This window comes from Amycolatopsis mediterranei, from assembly GCF_026017845.1.
Lineage (GTDB): Bacteria > Actinomycetota > Actinomycetes > Mycobacteriales > Pseudonocardiaceae > Amycolatopsis > Amycolatopsis mediterranei.
This window is the reverse complement of record NZ_CP100416.1, coordinates 5841166-5859726: the sequence shown is the minus strand read 5'-3', so window position 1 is coordinate 5859726 and position 18561 is coordinate 5841166. Positions and strand designations below refer to the sequence as shown.

The following is an 18561-nucleotide window of genomic DNA, read 5'->3' as shown; positions in this document are numbered from 1 at the left end:
GGGAGGCTGGTCTACCGGTGAGCAACGGTGACGCTGTGCAGCAGCAGGTGTCGAGGCTCGGTTTCTGGCGCGACCGCCTCGCTTCGGCGCCGAAGGAGCTGCCGCTGCCGGTCGACCGGCCCTATCCGGCGGCGCCCGCCGCCCCGGCGACGCTCGCCCGGCCCGTGCCCGAGGCCGACGAGCTGACGCTCCTCGCGGCGTTCACGGTGCTGTTGTCCCGCTACGCGGGAACGGCCGACGTCCTGCTCGGGATCGGCTCGCTGGTGCCGCTGCGGGTGGATCTGGGCGGCTCGCCCGGATTTGCCGACGTCGTCGCGCGCGTCCGTGAGGCGCGAGAAGCTGCGCTGGGGCACGAGGTGCCCTTCGCCGACCTGGTCGCCGAGCTGGAGCCGGAGCCCGGTCGCGGCGGGTCGCTGCTCGTCAATGTCGGCTTCGGCGCCGCGACCGACCTGCCCCTGGACCTGAACCTGACCGGCGAGGGGGTGCGCTACCGTCCCGACGTCCTCGACGAGTCCACTGTGGACCGCATGCTCGACCACCTCGGCCACCTCCTCGCCGAGGCGGCGGAACGTCCACAGTGGCCGGTCGACCGGCTCGCGCTGATGGCCGCGCCGGAACTGCACCGGATTCTCGACGACTGGAACGACACGGACCTCGCGACGCCGCTGTCCACCTTGCCGGAGCTGTTCGCGGCCCGGGTCCGGGCAAACCCGGACGGGATCGCGCTGGTCTTCGAGGACACCGAACTCACCTACGCCGAACTCGACGCCCGCGCGAACCGCCTCGCCCACGTCCTCATCGCCCGTGGCGCGGGTCCCGAGCGGGTGGTCGCGCTCGCCGTGCCGCGGTCGGTGGACATGATCGTCGCCGAACTCGCGGTGCTCAAGGCCGGCGCCGCGTACCTGCCGCTGGACCAGGACTACCCGGGCGAGCGCCTCGCGTTCATGGTCGCCGACGCCCGCCCGGTGTGCGTGGTCACCACCCGCGCACTCGCCGGCCGGTTCGACGGCGACGTCCTGCTCCTCGATGAGCTCGACATCGGCGACGCGCCGGCGACGGACCCGGCCGCCGCGATCGTCCCGGCCAACGCCGCCTACGTCATCTACACTTCCGGCTCCACCGGACGGCCCAAGGGCGTCGTGGTTTCCCACGCGGGCGTCGCCAAGCTGGTCGCGACGCAGTCCGAGCGGTTCGGGGTGGGCCCGCACAGCCGGGTGCTGCAGTTCGCGTCGCCGAGTTTCGACGTCGCCTTCTGGGACCTGTGCCTCGGCTTGCTTTCCGGCGGCCGCCTGGTGATCGTCCCGGCCGAACGGCGGGTGCCCGGGCCGGAACTGGCCGAATACGCGCACGCCCACGGCGTCGACTTCATGATCTTGCCGCCCGCCCTGCTCGCCGAGTTCCCCGAGGACTGCGACCTGCCGCGGAACAGCGTGCTGCTGGCGGGCACTGAACGGGTGTCGCCGGAGCTGGTCCGCCGCTGGGCGCCCGGACGGCGGATGTTCAACGCCTACGGACCCACCGAGGCCACGACCAACTCGACGCTCGGCCTCTGCGACCCGGAGATCGCGCCGGGCTCGGCCGTCCCGATCGGCGTGCCGGACCCCGGCACCCGGGCGTACGTCCTCGACGCGCACCTCGCGCCGGTGCCGGTCGGGGTGGTGGGGGAGCTGTATCTCGCGGGAAGTGGTCTGGCGCGGGGGTATCTCGGGCGGCCGGGGCTGACGGCGGAGCGGTTCGTGGCGGACCCGTTCGGCTCGGGCGGACGGCTTTACCGGACCGGTGACCTCGTGAAGTGGCTGCCCGATGGCCGGTTGGTGTTCCTGGGCCGCGCCGACGACCAGGTCAAGATCCGCGGTTACCGGATCGAGCTGGGCGAGATCGAGTCGGTGCTCGCCGAACACCCGCGCGTCGGCCAGCCGGTCGTCATTGCGCAGGACGGGCAGCTGATCGCCTACGCCGTGCCGGTGCCCGACCGCGACCAGGCGGCCGAGCAGGGCCACGTCGACGAATGGCACGACGTCCACGAGGAGATGCTCGCCGGGTCCCACGGCATCGAAGAGAACTTCGCGGGCTGGAACTCCAGCTACGACGGCTCGGAGCTCCCCCGCGCCGAGATGCGGGAGTGGCACGCGGCGACGATCGAGCGGATCCGGGCGCTGCACCCGAAGCGGGTGCTGGAGATCGGCGTCGGCAGCGGGCTGATCCTCTCGAGGATCGCCCCGGACGCCGAAACCTACTGGGGTGTGGACCTCTCCGAGAGCGCCGTCGAGAACGTCCGGCGCGAGGTCGCCGCCATGCCCGAGCTGGCGGGCAAGGTCCAGCTCGCCGCGCGGCCCGCCCACGACCTGGGCGAACTGCCGGACTTCGACACGGTGATCATCAACTCCGTCGCCCAGTACTTCCCCAGCGCGGACTACCTCGCCGAAGTCGTGAAAACCGCCGCCGCGCGGCTGGTTCCGGGCGGCACGATCTTCCTCGGCGACCTCCGCAACCTCCGTTCGCTGCGGGCGTTCCGGACCGCCGTCGAGCTGCACCGCGGCCGCACCGACGTCGCCGCGGTGGACCAGGCGATCGCGCGCGAAGGCGAGCTGGTCCTCGATCCGGACTTCTTCCCGGCATTGGCCCGGGAACTCGATGGCTTCGGCGACGTCGACCTGTGGGTCAAGCGCGGCACCGCGCACAACGAGCTGACTCGCCACCGCTACGACGTCGTCCTGCGGAAGGCGCCGCGGCCGGCGGCGGCCGAAGAGCAGGTCGTCGCGTTCGGCGACCTCGGTGCGGTGGAACGGTTCCTGGCCGCCGAGACGCCGGAGCGGCTGCGCGTCACCGCGATCCCGGACGCGCGGCTGGCGGGCGAGCTGGCCGCGGTCCGCGCCCTGGACACCGGCGACGCCGAGGCCGCCCTGGCCGCCCTCGACCGCCGCGACGGCGTCGACCCGGAAGACCTCTACCGGCTCGGCGAGCGCGCCGGCTATCGCGTGGCGGTGACCTTGGCGGCCGAAGGCGGCGAGCTGGAGGCCGTCTTCTCGAGGGGGGAGGACGGCCCCGCCTACCGCCCGGTGCGTCCGACGGGCACGCCGGGTTCGTACGCCAACAACCCGGCGGCCCGGCGGGAAACCGGTGCGCTGGTGGCGTCGCTGCGCGCGCACGTCCGGGATCGGCTGCCGCGGTACATGGTGCCTTCGGCGTTCGTGATCCTCGACAAGCTGCCCGTCCTCGCCTCCGGCAAGCTGGACCGCAAGGTCCTGCCGAGCCCCGAGCGGTTCACCGCCGGACCCGGCCGCGCGCCCCGCAACCCCGTCGAGCAGCTGCTGTGCGAGATGTTCGCCGACGTCCTCGGGGTGCCGCAGGCCGGACCGGACGACGACTTCTTCGCGCTCGGTGGGCATTCGCTGCTCGCCACCCGGCTGATCCAGCGCATCCGCGCGGCGGTCGGCGCCGAAGTGCCGGTGCGGGCGGTGTTCGACGCTCCGACGCCGGCCGCGCTCGCGGACTTCCTCGCCGGCGCCGTCACCGAGACCGGGCGGCGCCCGCTCGGGCGCGTCACCGAGCGGCCGGAGCGGCTGCCGCTGTCCTTCGCGCAGCAGCGCCTGTGGTTCCTGCACGGGCTGGAAGGCGGCTCGGCGACCTACAACGTCCCGTTCGTCGTGGGGCTCGCCGGCGAACTCGACGTCGACGCGCTGCGTTCGGCGCTCGCCGACGTCCTGGACCGGCACGAGGCCCTGCGGACGGTCTTCCCGGTCGTCGACGGCGTGCCGTACCAGCGGATCCTGCCCGAGGGGACGGTGGAGCTGACCGTCCGGGAAGTGTCCGATGTGGACGCCGAAGTGGACGAGCTCGTGCGCGGCGTGTTCGACCTCGGTGCCGGGGTACCGGTGCGCGCGGAACTGCTGACCGTCGACCCGCGGCGGCACGTGCTGGTGCTGGTCGTGCACCACATCGCCGCCGACGGCTGGTCGCTGTCCCCGCTGTGGCGGGACATCGCGGCGGCCTACCGCGCCCGGCTGCGCGGTAAAGCTCCACAGTGGACGCCGCTGCCCGTGCAGTACGTGGACTACACGCTCTGGCAACGTGATCTCCTTGCGGCGGAAGAGCAAGGCCAGCTCGAATACTGGCGTGAGACGTTGGAAGGCTTGCCCGACCGGATCCCGCTTCCGCTCGACCGGCCGCACCCGCCGGTCTCGGCCTACCGCGGCGGGTTCTTCACCTTCACCTGGGACGCGGGGCTGCAGGCCGGGCTCGCCGACCTCGCCCGCGCCTGCGGGGCCAGCCCGTTCATGGTCGTGCACGCGGGCCTGACGGCGCTGCTGTCCCGGCTCGGCGCGGGCACCGACATCCCGATCGGCACCCCGATCGCCGGCCGCACCGACCCGGCCCTGGACGACCTCGTCGGTTTCTTCGTCAACACCCTGGTGCTGCGCGTCGACACCGGCGGCGACCCGTCGTTCCGCGAACTCGTGGCCCGGGTGCGCGAGCGCAGCCTCGACGCCTACGCCCACCAGGACGTCCCGTTCGAGCGGCTGGTCGAGGCGCTCAACCCGGCCCGGTCGCTCGCCCACCACCCGCTGTTCCAGACCATGCTCGCCTGGCAGAACACCCCCGGCACCGGCGTCGAACTGCCCGGCCTGACCGTGACCGAGCGGCCCGTCGGCACCGGCACGGCCAAGTTCGACCTCTGGTTCTCCTTCACCGAGCGCGCCGACGGCCTGCGCGGCCAGGCCGAATTCAACGCCGAGGTGTTCGACCGCGCCACCGTGACCGGCCTCCTCGACCGCCTGGAAACCCTGCTCCGGCAGGTCGCCGCCGCCCCGGACCGCCGCCTCGGCTCCCTCGACGTGCTCACCCCGGCCGAGCGCGCCGGCCTCGAAAAGACCTGGTCAGGTGCCATCGAGGACGTCCCCGCGGTCACCGTCCCCGAGCTGTTCGCCGCCCAGGTCGCGCGAACTCCCGACCACCCGGCGCTGGTGTTCGAGGACGAAGTACTCACCTACGCCGAGCTCGACGCCGTCTCGAATCGCCTGGCCCGCGTGCTGGCCGCGCGCGGAGCCGGGCCCGAGCGTGTGGTCGCCCTGGCGCTGCCTCGCTCGACGCACCTGGTCACGGCGATCCTCGCCGTGCTCAAGACGGGCGCGGCCTACCTGCCGCTCGACCCCGGCTATCCGGCCGACCGCATCGCGTTCATGCTCGAAGACGCCGCCCCGGCACTCGTGCTGGCCGTCGCGGACACCGCCGTCCCGGGCGCCGTGCTCCTGGACGACCCGGCCAACCTGGCCGGCGTCTCGGACGCGCCCCTGGAAGTCGTGCCGCGGCCGGAGAACCCGGCGTACGTCATCTACACCTCCGGGTCGACGGGCCGGCCGAAGGGCGTGGTCGTCCCGCACGCCGGGATCGTGAACCGGCTGCTGTGGATGCAGGCCGAGTACGGCCTCACGCCCGACGACCGCGTGCTGCAGAAGACGCCGTCCAGCTTCGATGTGTCGGTGTGGGAGTTCCTCTGGCCGCTGATCACCGGCGCCACCGAGGTGCTCGCCCGGCCGGACGGGCACAAGGACCCCGCCTACCTCGCCCGGCTGATCCGCGACCGGGACATCACGACCGTCCACTTCGTCCCGTCGATGCTCCAGGTCTTCCTCCAGGAGCCGGCGGCGGCGGAGTGCACGAACCTGCGCCGGGTGCTGTGCAGTGGCGAGGCCCTGCCTCTGGACGCCGTCGCGCAGTTCGGCCAGGTGCTGGACGCCGAGCTGCACAATCTGTACGGCCCGACCGAAGCTTCGGTCGACGTGACGTCGTGGCGGACGTCCACAGAGGACGGTTCCATCCCCATCGGACGTCCGGTGTGGAACACCCGCACCTACGTCCTCGACGCCGCCCTGCGCCCGGTCCCGCCGGGTACCCCCGGCGAGCTGTACCTGGCCGGCGTCCAGCTCGCCCGCGGCTACCTCGGCCGGGCCGGGCTCACCGCCGAGCGGTTCGTCGCCGACCCGTTCGGCGCGCCCGGCGCCCGGATGTACCGCACCGGCGACCTCGCCCGCTTCCGCCCCGACGGCGTCCTCGAGTTCCTCGGCCGCGGCGACGAGCAGATCAAGATCCGCGGGTTCCGCGTCGAACCCGGGGAGATCGCCGCGACCCTGGCCGCGCACGACGACGTCGCCCACGCCGTCGTCGTCGCCCGCGAGGACCGCCCCGGCGACGTCCGCCTGGTCGGGTACGTCGTCCCGGCCGACACCTCCGGCTCGGCCGAGGAGGAGACCGAGCAGGTCGGCGAGTGGCGTGAGCTGTACGACTCGATGTACTCCGGCGACGGCGACGAGTTCGCGGGCTGGAACTCCAGCTACACCGGCGAGCCGCTCCCGCGGGCCGAGATGCGCGAGTGGCGCGACGCGATCGTCACGCGGATCCGGTCCCTCCGGCCGCAGCGGGTCCTGGAGATCGGCGTCGGCAGCGGCCTGCTCCTGACCGAGCTGGCTCCGCACTGCGAGGCCTACTGGGGCACGGACTTCTCCGCCGAGGTCATCGCTACGCTCGGCGAGCGGGTCGCGGCCGATCCCGCGCTTGCCGGGCGGGTCGAACTGCGCACCGGCGACGCCGCCGACGTCACCGGCCTGCCGGCCGGGTTCTTCGACACGATCGTGCTCAACTCCGTCGTCCAGTACTTCCCGAGCGGGACGTACCTCCTGGATGTGGTGCGCAAGGCCCTGGAACTCCTGGCGCCGGGCGGCTCGCTCTTCGTCGGAGACGTCCGCGACCTGCGCCAGGTCCGGGCGTTCCACACAGCTGTGGCCCAGGCGCGCGGCGGTGACGTCGAACAGCGGCTGCTGCGGGAGAAGGAGCTGCTCGTCGCGCCGGAGTTCTTCGCGGGCCTCGACGGAGTCGCGGCGGACATCCGGGTCAAGCGCGGCCGGGCGGTCAACGAACTCACCCAGTACCGCTACGACGTCGTCCTGCGCCCCGGTGCCGCCGGGCCGCTCCCAGGGGCAACGCTGACCTGGGGTACCGATGTGTCCACTGTGGACGAGGTGGCGGAACGGGTCCGCGACGGCCTGCGCGTCGAGGGCGTTCCCAACGGGCGGATCACCGAAGGCGTGAACCCCGAGGACTGGTACGAACTCGGCGCGGTCGTGACCTGGTCCGCGGCCGCTGACGGCTCGGTCGACGTCCTGTTCACCAGCGGCGACCCGGCCGGCGCGTTCCGGCCCGGCCCGGAGCCGCTGCTCTCCTACACCGGCAATCCCCGGCGGTCGCACCGGAGCACCGCCCTGCCCGCGGACCTGCGCGCGCTGGCCGCCGAACGGCTGCCCGAGCACATGGTGCCGTCGGCGATCGTCGTGCTCGACGCGCTTCCGGTGACGGCGAACGGCAAGCTCGACCGCCGCACGCTCCCGGCCCCGGAGAGGAGCGCGCCCGTCTCCGGCCGCGAGCCGCGGACGCCGGTCGAACGGCAGCTGTGCGAGCTGTTCGCCGACGTCCTCGGCCTCCCGCGGGTGGGCCCGGACGACAGCTTCTTCGCGCTCGGCGGGCATTCGCTGCTGGCCACCCGGCTGATCGCCCGCGTCCGCGCGGCCCTGCACGCCGAGCTCGAAGTGCGGGCGGTCTTCGAGACGCCGACCCCGGCCGGCCTGGCCGGGGTGCTCGCCACCGCCCGCGGCGCCGCGCGGCCGCCGCTGGTCCCCGCGCCTCGCCCGGAGCTCGTCCCGCTGTCCGGCGCCCAGCAGCGGCTGTGGTTCCTGCACCACCTCGAAGGGGCGTCGGCCACCTACAACGTCCCGCTGATCATGCGGCTGGAAGGCGATCTCGACGTCGAAGCGCTGCGCAGGGCGTTGTCCGATGTGGTCGCCCGCCACGAGGCACTGCGGACCCGGTTCCCACAGCGGGACGGTGTGCCCTACCAGGACATCCTCGCGCCCGGGGAGGTCGACCTTCCCGTCCGCGAGGTCGCCGAACTCGACGAGACCCTGACCGGGCTGGTCCGCGGATCGTTCGATCTCGAGCGGCACGTGCCGGTGCGCGCGGAGCTGCTGCGGCTCGGCGCCCGCGAGCACGTTTTCGCCCTCGTGTTCCACCACATCGCCTCCGACGGCTGGTCGATGGCCCCGCTGTGGCGCGACCTCGCCACGGCCTACGCCGCCCGAGGCGCCGGCGAAGCTCCACAGTGGACGCCGCTGCCGGTGCAGTACGCGGACTACACGCTGTGGCACCGGGATCTGCTCGGCCGCGAAGACGACCCGGACAGCGTCCTGAGCGCGCAGCTGGACTACTGGCGGACGGCCCTCGACGGCCTGCCGGACCGGATCGAGCTGCCCCTGGACCGGCCGCACCCGGCGACCGCGACCTTCCGCGGCGAGCTGCACACCTTCACCTGGGACGCCGGCCTCCACACCGGGCTGGCCGAACTGGCCCGCGAGAGCGGCGCCAGCGTGTTCATGGTCGTGCACGCGGCCCTCGCCGCCCTGCTCACGCGGCTGGGCGCCGGCACGGACGTGCCGATCGGCTCGCCCATCGCCGGCCGCACCGACCCGGCCTTGGACGACCTCGTCGGCTTCTTCGTCAACACCCTGGTCCTGCGCGTCGACACCGGCGGCGAGCCGACGTTCCGCGAACTGCTCGCCCGGGTCCGCGAACGCAACCTCGACGCGTACGCCCACCAGGACGTGCCCTTCGAGCGCCTGGTCGAACTGCTCAACCCCGCGCGGTCACCGTCCTACCACCCGCTGTTCCAGGTCATGATCGCCGGGCAGAACAACGCCCGGGCCGAGGTGACCCTGCCCGGCCTGGCCGTCACCGAGCTCCCGGTGACCACGGGGACGTCGAAGTTCGACCTCTCGATTTCGCTGACCGAGCGCGACGCCGGGATCGCCGGGGTGCTGGAGTTCAACGCCGACGTCTTCGACCACGCGGGCGCGAACGCGATCCTGCGCCGCCTCGAAGTCCTGCTGCGCGCGGCCCTGGCCGAGCCCGACCGCCCGGTCGGCGCCCTCGACCTCCTCGACGGGGACGAGCGCGACCGGGTGCTCACCGAATGGGCGGGGTCGCTCGAACCGGCGGGCACCGAGACGTTCCCCGGGATGTTCGCCCGCCGCGTCGCCGAGGCACCGGATGCGGTGGCGCTCGTGTTCGAGGACGTCGAGCTGACCTACGCCGAGGTGAACGCCCGCGCCAACCGGCTCGCGCACTTGCTGCTCGAGCGCGGTGCCGGGCCGGAGCGGGTGGTCGCGCTGGCCGTGCCGCGCTCGGTGGACATGATCATCGCCGAGCTGGCGGTGCTCAAAGCCGGTGCCGCGTACCTGCCGATCGACGTCGACTACCCGGGCGACCGCATCGCCTACATGGTCGAGGACGCGGCCCCGGTCTGCGTGGTGACGACCCGGGACATCGAGGCGAAGCTACCCACAACCCTGCCTCGGGTCCTTCTGGACGACGCGGCACTCACCGCGATGTCCACAGAGGACCCTTCGGTGGTGGTCCGGCCGGAGAACGCGGCCTACGTGATCTACACGTCGGGCTCCTCCGGACGGCCCAAGGGCGTCGTCCTCCAGCACTCGGGTGTCGCGAAGCTGGTCGCCACCCAGGTCGAACGCTTCGGCGTCGGCCCGCACAGCCGGGTGCTGCAGTTCGCGTCGCCGAGCTTCGACGTCGCGTTCTGGGACCTCTGCCTCGGCCTGCTCTCGGGCGGGCGGCTGGTCGTCGTCCCGGCCGAGCGGCGGGTCGCGGGCCCGGCGCTGACCGAGTACGCGCACGCCCACGGCGTCGACTTCATGATCCTGCCACCCGCGCTGCTCGACGCCATGCCGGCGGACTGTGACCTCCCGCGGGACGGTGTGCTGCTGGCGGGGACCGAGCGCGTGTCGCCGGAGCTGGTGCGCCGCTGGGCGCCGAGGCGGCGGATGTTCAACGCCTACGGCCCGACCGAGGCGACCACCAACTCGACGCTCGGGGAAAGCGACCCGGCCGAGCTGGCGGACGCGACCGTCGTCCCCATCGGCATCCCCGACCCCGGCACCCGCGCGTACGTGCTCGACGCCCGGCTGCGGCCGGTCCCGCCCGGTGTGGTGGGGGAGCTGTACCTCGCGGGAAGCGGCCTGGCGCGGGGATATCTCGGGCGGCCGGGGCTGACGGCGGAGCGGTTCGTCGCGGACCCCTTCGGTTCGGGCGGGCGGCTCTACCGCACGGGTGACCTGGTCAAATGGCGTCCGGACGGGCGGCTGGTGTTCCTCGGCCGGGCCGACGACCAGGTCAAGATCCGCGGCTACCGCATCGAGCTCGGCGAGATCGAGTCCGTGCTGGCCGAGCACCCGGCCGTCGGGCAGTCAGTCGTCGTCGCCCGGGACAGCCGGCTCATCGCCTACGCCGTGCCGTCGGCCGGACGGGACGAAGAAGCGGAACGGGACCACGTCGGCGAGTGGCGGGAGCTGCACGAGAACGTCTTCACCGAAGCGGCGTCCGGCGGGCTGGAGGAGAACTTCACCGGCTGGAACTCCAGCTACGACGGCTCGGAGCTGCCCCTCGCCGAGATGCGGGAGTGGCACGCGGCGACGATCGAGCGGATCCGGGCGCTGCGGCCGAAGCGGGTGCTGGAGATCGGCGTCGGCAGCGGTCTGATCCTGTCGCGGATCGCGCCGGACGCCGAGGAGTACCGGGGCGTCGACCTGTCCGAGCAGGCCATCGCGAACCTGCGGCGGGAACTCGCGGCGACGCCGTTCGCGAGCAAGGTCCACCTGGCCGCGCGGCCCGCCCACGACCTGGGCGAACTGCCGGACTTCGACACGGTGATCGTCAACTCGGTCGCGCAGTACTTCCCGAGCGTCGGCTACCTCGCCGAAGTCCTCCGCACGGCCGCCGCGCACGTCCGGCCGGGTGGTGTGCTGTTCCTCGGCGACATCCGGAACCTCCGTTCGCTGCGGGCGTTCCGGACCGCGACCGAGCTGCGGCACGGCCGCCGGGACGTCGCCGCGGTGGACCAGGCGATCGCTCGCGAGGGCGAGCTGGTCCTGGACCCTGACTTCTTCGCGGCCCTGGCTCTCGACGGCTTCGACGACGTCGACCTGTGGGTCAAGCGCGGCCACGCGCACAACGAGCTGACCCGGCACCGCTACGACGTCGTCCTGCGAAAGGCACCGCGGCCCGAAGCGGCCGAAGAGCAGGTCGTCGCGTTCGCCTCGGTGGACGAGCTGGAGCGGGTCCTGGCGGCTCGCCCGGCCCGGCTGCGCGTCACCGGCGTGCCGGACGCCCGGTTGTCCGGCGAACTCGCCGCCGTCGCGGCGCTGGCCGCGGGCGACGCCGAGACGGCACTGTCCTCTCTGGAGGATCGGTCCGGAGTGGACCCCGAGACGCTGCACGATCTCGGCGGCCGTCACGGTTACCGCGCGTACGCGACCCTCACCGCGGACGTCGGCGAGCTGGAGGTCGTGTTCACCACGGGCGAGCCCACCCGGATCCACCGCGGCCGCCCGGTCCGGGCCGCCCTCGACGCGCTGGGCAACCACCCGGCCGGGCAGCGGGACGCGAGCGCGCTGGTGGCGGCGCTGCGGGCGCACGTCCGCGACCGGCTGCCGCAGTACATGGTGCCGTCGGCGTTCGTGCTGCTGGACCGGCTCCCGCTGCTGGCTTCCGGCAAGCTGGACCGGCGCGCCCTGCCGAACCCCGACAAGCAGGGGACGTCCACGGGCCGGGCGCCGCGGACGCCGGTCGAAGAAGTCCTTTGCGGGCTCTTCGCCGAGGTGCTCGACGCGGCGTCGATCGGCGTCGACGACGACTTCTTCGCCCTCGGCGGGCATTCGCTGATGGCGACCCGGCTGGTCGCGCGGCTGCGCGCGGTGTTCGGCGTCGAACTGCAGGTGCGGTCGGTGTTCGAGACGCCGACGGTGGCCGGGCTGGCCGCCCTGCTGTCCACTTCGGACTCCGGAGCGGCCCGGCCGGCGCTGGTGCGCGTCGATCCGCGTCCGGACGTGCTGCCGCTGTCGTTCGCCCAGCAGCGGCTGTGGTTCCTGCACCGCCTGGAAGGCCCGTCGGCGACGTACAACATGCCGACGGCGGTCCGGCTGACCGGCACCCTCGACGTCGACGCGCTGCGCACGGCGCTGTCCGACGTGGTCGAGCGCCACGAAGCCCTGCGCACGGTCTTCCCCGAGATCGACGGCGAGGCCCGGCAGCTCGTCCTCGGCGACGTCACCATCCCGCTGCCGATCCGCGCGGTCACCGAGGCCACGCTCGCCGACGCGGTGTCCGAAGCGGCCGCGACGGTGTTCGAGCTCGAGGCGGAGATCCCGCTGCGGGCGCAGCTGCTCCGGCTGGGCGCCCGCGAACACGTCCTGGTGCTGGTGTTCCACCACATCGCCTCCGACGGGTGGTCGACCGCGCCGCTGTGGCGTGACCTCGCGACGGCCTACACCGCCCGCCAGGCCGGTGATGCTCCACAGTGGACGGCGTTGCCGGTGCAGTACGCGGACTACACGCTGTGGCAGCGCGACGTCCTCGGCGAGCCGGTGATCGAGCCCCAGCTGGCCTACTGGCGCGAAGCCCTCGCCGGCCTGCCGGAGCGGATCGAGCTGCCCACCGACCGGCCGCACCCGGCGGAAGCGTCCTACCGCGGCGAGCAGTTCGCCTTCGGCTGGGACGCGGAACTCCACAGTGGACTCGTCGAGCTGGCCCGCACCTGCGGCGCGAGCGTGTTCATGGTCGTGCACGCCGGGCTCACCGCGGTGCTCACCCGGCTCGGTGCGGGCACCGACATCCCGCTCGGCACGTCCATCGCCGGTCGCACCGACGCCGCGCTCGACGACCTCGTCGGGTTCTTCGTCAACACCCTGGTCCTGCGCGTGGACACCGGCGGCGACCCGTCGTTCCGCGAGCTCGTCGCCCGGGTCCGGGACCGCAGCCTCGACGCCTACGCCCACCAGGACGTCCCGTTCGAGCGCCTGGTCGAAGCCCTGAACCCGGTCCGGTCGCTCGCCTACCACCCGCTGTTCCAGACCATGCTGGCCTGGCAGAACAACGCCGTCGCCGACCTCGCGCTGCCGGGCCTCACCGTCGCGGAGGAGCCCGTCCGCACCGGCACCGCCCGCGCCGACCTCACGTTCTTCGTCGGCGAGCGGCCCGGGCACCGGGCCGGGATCCGCGGCACCGCCGAGTACAACACCGACGTCTTCGACCGCGCGAGTGTCGAGGCGATCCTGGAGCGGCTGCGGACGCTCCTGGCCGCCGTCGTCGCCGACCCGGACACGCGGATCGGCGCCGTCGACCTGCTCACCGGCGTCGAGCGCGACCAGCTCGCCGCCGACCCCGCGATCCCCCTGCCCGCGGAGACGCCCGCCGGGCTGTTCGCCGCCCAGGTCACCCGGACACCGGACGCTCTGGCGTTGGTGTTCGGCTCCGAGCGGCTCACCTACGCCGAACTGGAGACGCGGGCCACGGTCCTCGCCCGGGCGCTGCTCGCGCGGGGAGCGGGCCCGGAGCGCGTGGTCGCGGTCGCGCTGCCGCGGTCGGTCGAGCTGGTCGTCGCGCTGCTGGCGGTGCTCAAGATCGGCGCCGCCTACCTGCCCCTGGACCTGAACCACCCGGCCGAGCGCCTCGAGCTGATGCTCGCCGACGCGGCACCGCACCTGGTCATCGCGGAGGACGGCTTCGGGGACCGGCTCGTCCGGCCGGGGGAGACCGGGCCGGAACCGGCCTGGCCGCCGATCAGCCCGGACCACCCGGCGTACGTGATCTTCACGTCGGGCTCCACCGGACGCCCGAAGGCCGTTGCGGGAACCCAGCGAGCCCTGGCCAACCGGCTGCACTGGGGCCGCTCGGCGCTCGGGCCCGGCGTGCGCGTGGCCAAGAGCGCGCTGACGTTCATCGACGGCTCGACCGAGCTGCTCGGCGGCCTGGTCGCGGGCGACCCGGTGGTCCTCGCCGACGACGCGACGGCCACCGACCCGATGGCCCTGGCCGAATTCGTCCGCGAGTCCGGCGCTCAGGTGCTCACCGTGGTCCCGAGCCTCCTCGACAGCTTCGCCGAAGACGCGTCGGCCGGGGCGTTCGACGCGGTGACCACCTGGATCACCAGTGGCGAGCCGCTTTCGGACGTTCTCGCCGAGAAGGTGGCCCGGCGGTGGCCGTCGGCGAAACTGGTCAACCTCTACGGCTGTTCGGAAGTCGCGGGCGACAGCCTGGCCCAGGTCTGCGGGCCGGTAGCGATCGGGCGGCCGATCGCGAACACCCGAACGTACGTCCTCGATGCCGCGTTGCGGCCGGTGCCACCGGGCGTACGCGGCGAGCTGTACCTCGCCGGTGCCGGACTCGCGCGAGGCTACCTCGGCCGGCCGGCGCTCACCGCCGAACGGTTCGTCGCCTCGCCGTTCGAGCCGGGGGAGCGGATGTACCGCACCGGCGACCTCGTCCGCCGCCGGCCCGACGGGACACTTCAGTTCCTCGGCCGCTCCGACCAGCAGATCAAGATCCGCGGGTTCCGCGTCGAGCCGGGTGAGGTGGAAGCCGCGCTGAGGGCCGGCGCCTCGGTGGCGCGCGCGGTCGTGATCGCCCGGGAGAACCGGCTGATCGCCTACGTGGCGCCGTCGGGTGACCCGGTCGCGCTGCGGGCGTCGCTCGCCGCGCGGCTGCCGGAGTACCTGGTGCCGTCGGCGATCGTCGTCCTGCCCGAGCTGCCGGTGAACGCCAACGGCAAGCTCGACCGCGCCGCCCTGCCCGACCCGCAGGTCCGCGCGTCCGGCCGGGCCGCGCGGACCCCGGCCGAGCAGGCGTTGTGCGAGCTGTTCGCCGACGTCCTCGGCGTTGCGGCGGTCGGCCCGGACGACGGGTTCTTCGCCCTCGGTGGGCATTCCCTCCTGGCGACGCGGCTGGTCAGCCGGATCCGCGCGTTGCTCGGCGTCGAGGTGCCGATCCGGGCGGTGTTCGACGCGCCGACCCCGGGCCGGCTCGCCGAAGCCCTGGATCCGGGCCGGGGCCGCCGTCCGGCGCTGGTCCCCGCCCCGCGGCCGGACGTCCTGCCGCTGTCGTTCGCGCAGCAGCGGCTGTGGTTCCTCGACCGCCTGGACGGGCTGTCCGCGACCTACAACATCCCCTGGGCCTGGGAGTTGACCGGCCCGGTCGACACCGACGCGCTGCGAGCCGCCTTGGGTGACGTCGTGGCGCGGCACGAGGTCCTCCGGACGCTCCTGGTCGAGGAGCAGGGCACGCCCCGCCAGGTCATCCTCGATCGGGCCGACCCCGTGCTGGTCACCGAGACGGCTGCCGACCTCGACGAGCGCGTCACCGCCGCGGCGTCGTACTGCTTCACCCTCGACGCCGAAATCCCGATCCGGGCCACGCTCGTCTCGGCCGGGCCGGAGCGGCACGTGTTCGTGCTGCTGGTGCACCACATCGCGGGCGACGGCTGGTCGCTGCCGCCGCTGAAGCGGGACCTCGACACCGCGTACGCCGCGCGGCTCGGCGGTGAACGTCCACAATGGACGCCATTGCCGGTGCAGTACGCGGACTACACGCTTTGGCAGCGGCAAATGTTCGGCCGCGCCGACGATCCGGACAGCCTCCTCGGCCGTCAGGCGGCGTTCTGGCGTGACACCCTCGCGGGCCTCCCCGACGAGCTGGCCCTCCCCGCCGACCGGCCGCGCCCGGCACGCTCGACCGGCCGCGGCGCCGCCGTGCCGTTCACCGTGCCCGCTTCCGTCCACAACGGACTCCGGGAGCTGGCCCACCGCAGCGACACCAGCACGTTCATGGTCGTGCAGGCGGTGCTGGCCGCCCTGCTGACCCGGCTCGGCGCGGGCACGGACATCCCCCTGGGGACGCCGGTGGCCGGCCGCCCGGATCACGCCCTCGAAGACCTCGCCGGGTTCTTCGTCAACACCCTCGTCCTGCGGACCGACACCGGCGGCGACCCGACGTTCCGGCAGCTCCTCGACCGCGTCCGCGAGGCCGACCTGGCCGCGTACGCCCACCAGGACCTGCCGTTCGAGCACCTCGTCGAGCTGCTCAACCCGCCCCGATCCTTGGCGCGGCACCCGCTGTTCCAGGTCATGCTCGCGGTCTACCACTCGGGCTCGGAGCCGGATCGGTTGCTCGGGCTCGACGCGGCCTACCGGGACACCGGGCTGCGGCAGGCGAAGTTCGACCTGTCGTTCGACCTCGTCGAAACGGCCGACGGCATCGACGGCGACCTCGAATACAGCCTCGACCTGTTCGACGAGCCGACGGCCCGGACGCTCACCGAGCGCCTGGTCCGGGTGATGGCGGCGGTCGTCGCGGACCCGGACCGGCCGCTGAGCCGGATCGACGTCCTCGACCCCGGTGAGCGGGAACGGATCCTGCGCGACTGGGGTGCCGGGGCGCCGCTGACCCTCCCGGCGCCGACGGTCCTGGATCGGCTGGCCGGCCAGGTCGCGGCCACCCCGGACGCGACCGCGCTGAGCGACGCGTCCTCGAGCGTCACCTTCGCGGAGTTCGCCGCGCGGACCGACCGCCTCGCCCGGTGGCTGGCGTCCCAGGGGGCTGGACCGGAGAAGGTCGTGGCGCTGGTCCTGCCGCGGTCGGCGGCGGTCGTCGAGGCGATCTTCGGCGTGTTCAAGACGGGCGCGGCCTACCTGCCGGTGGATCCGGACCAGCCCCTGGAACGGATCTCGGCGATCCTCGCCGACGCCGATCCCGCGCTGGTGCTCACGAGCCGTTCGCTGGCTTCGGTCGTTCCTGGCGCCTTGCTCGTCGAGGACATTGTGGACAGTGACGCGACACTGATCCCGCCTTCGCCCGCGAACCCGGCGTACGTGCTCTACACCTCGGGCTCGACGGGCAAGCCCAAGGGTGTGGTCATCCCGCACTCCGGGCTCGTCAACCTGTTCCACAGCCACCGCGAGACGCTGTACCGACCGGCCGTCGCCGCGGCGGGCGGGCGGCGGCTGCGGGTCGGGCACGCGTGGGCGTTCTTCTTCGACGCGTCCTGGCAGCCGCAGCTGTGGCTGCTCGACGGGCACGAGGTGCACGTCGTCGACGACGACACCCGCCGCGACCCGGACCGGCTGGCGGCGGTGGTGCGCGAACGCGGGCTCGACTTCCTCGAACTCACGCCGTCGCACTTCGCGCAGCTGGCCGCGGCCGGGGTGATCTCGGCCGGCCGGTGCGCCCTCGGCGTGGTCGGCGTCGGCGGTGAAGCCGTGTCGCAGACCCTGTGGGAGACGCTGTCGTCGATGCCGGGCACCCAGGCGTACAACCTCTACGGCCCCACCGAGGCCACGGTGGACGCGCTGGTCGGCCGGTTCGGCGACGCCGACCGGCCGGTGATCGGGCGCCCGGTGCACAACACGCGGGCGTACGTCCTCGACGGCGGGCTTTCGCCGGTCCCGGCGGGCGTGCCGGGCGAGCTGTACCTGGCCGGCGCCGGGCTGGCCCGCGGCTACCACGGGCGGCCGGGCCTCACCGCGGACCGGTTCGTCGCCTCGCCGTTCGAGCCGGGCGAGCGGATGTACCGCACCGGCGACCTCGTGCGGTGGCGGCCGGACGGGCAGCTGGAATACCTCGGCCGCACCGACGACCAGGTCAAGATCCGCGGCTTCCGGATCGAACCCGGCGAAATCGAGACGGCACTGGCCCGCCACGACGACGTCACGCAGGCCCTGGTCGTCGTCCGCGAAGACCGGGACAAGCGGCTGGTCGCCTACGTCACCCCGGCGACCGCGGATCCCGCGCGGTTGCGGGAGTTCGCCGCCCGGTCGCTGCCGGAGTACATGGTGCCCGCGGCGATCGTCCCGGTGGACGCGTTTCCCGTGACACCCAACGGGAAGCTGGACAAGGCGGCGCTCCCGGTGCCCGACGTCGCGGCTCGCGGCCGGGCGCCGGAGACGCCGCTCGAGCAAGCCCTCTGCGAGATCTTCGCGGAGGTGCTGGACGTCGCCGCGGTCGGCGCCGACGACGACCTGTTCACCCTCGGCGGCCACTCGATGCTGCTGGTGGTCCTGCGCAACCGGATCACCGAGCGGCTCGGGACCGAATTGCCCATCGCCGAGTTCTTCCGTACCCCCACCGCGGCCGGGCTGGCCGCGCTGTCGACCCGAAACCCGGAGTAGCCGTGCACCGCACCCTGATGAACGCCAAGATCCACCGCGCCACCGTCACCCAGGCCGACCTGCACTACGTCGGCTCGCTGACCATCGACGCGGACCTGATGGCCGCCGCGGACATCGTCGAAGGCGAGCAGGTCCAGGTCGTCGACATCACCAACGGCGCCCGGCTGGAGACCTACGCCATCACCGGCGAGCCGGGCTCCGGCGTGATCGGCGTCAACGGCGCGGCCGCGCACCTCGTGCACCCCGGCGACCTGGTCATCATCATCACCTACGCGCAGGTCCACGAGTCCGAGCGCGCCAGGCACCGGCCGCGGGTGGTGCACGTGGACGCGGACAACCGGCAGGTCCACCTGGGACACGACCCGGCCGAGCCGGTGCCCGGCGCGGCGGCGCAGCTGTCCGGCCGTGGGCGTTGACACAGCGCAGGCCCGGCGGTTGCTTTTGCGAGGCTGTCTTAAATAAGGTATGCCTATCCTAAGTCTGGCTGGTACGTCCGGGCCTGCGGCTC

2 protein-coding genes are annotated in these 18561 nt (G+C 73.4%); both read left to right on the top strand.

Translation table 11 applies throughout. The annotated features are described in order from the left end of the window. Positions 1-17: 17 nt before the first annotated feature. Positions 18-18053 carry a non-ribosomal peptide synthetase gene (locus tag ISP_RS26205; RefSeq protein ID WP_013226861.1) on the top strand — a complete coding sequence of 6012 codons (18036 nt, stop codon included), beginning with the start codon at positions 18-20 and terminating at the stop codon, positions 18051-18053. Positions 18054-18055: 2 nt separating this feature from the next. Beyond that, positions 18056-18469, top strand: coding sequence for an aspartate 1-decarboxylase (gene panD, locus ISP_RS26200; RefSeq protein ID WP_013226860.1), 414 nt, complete (start codon positions 18056-18058; stop codon positions 18467-18469). Positions 18470-18561: the final 92 nt, after the last annotated feature.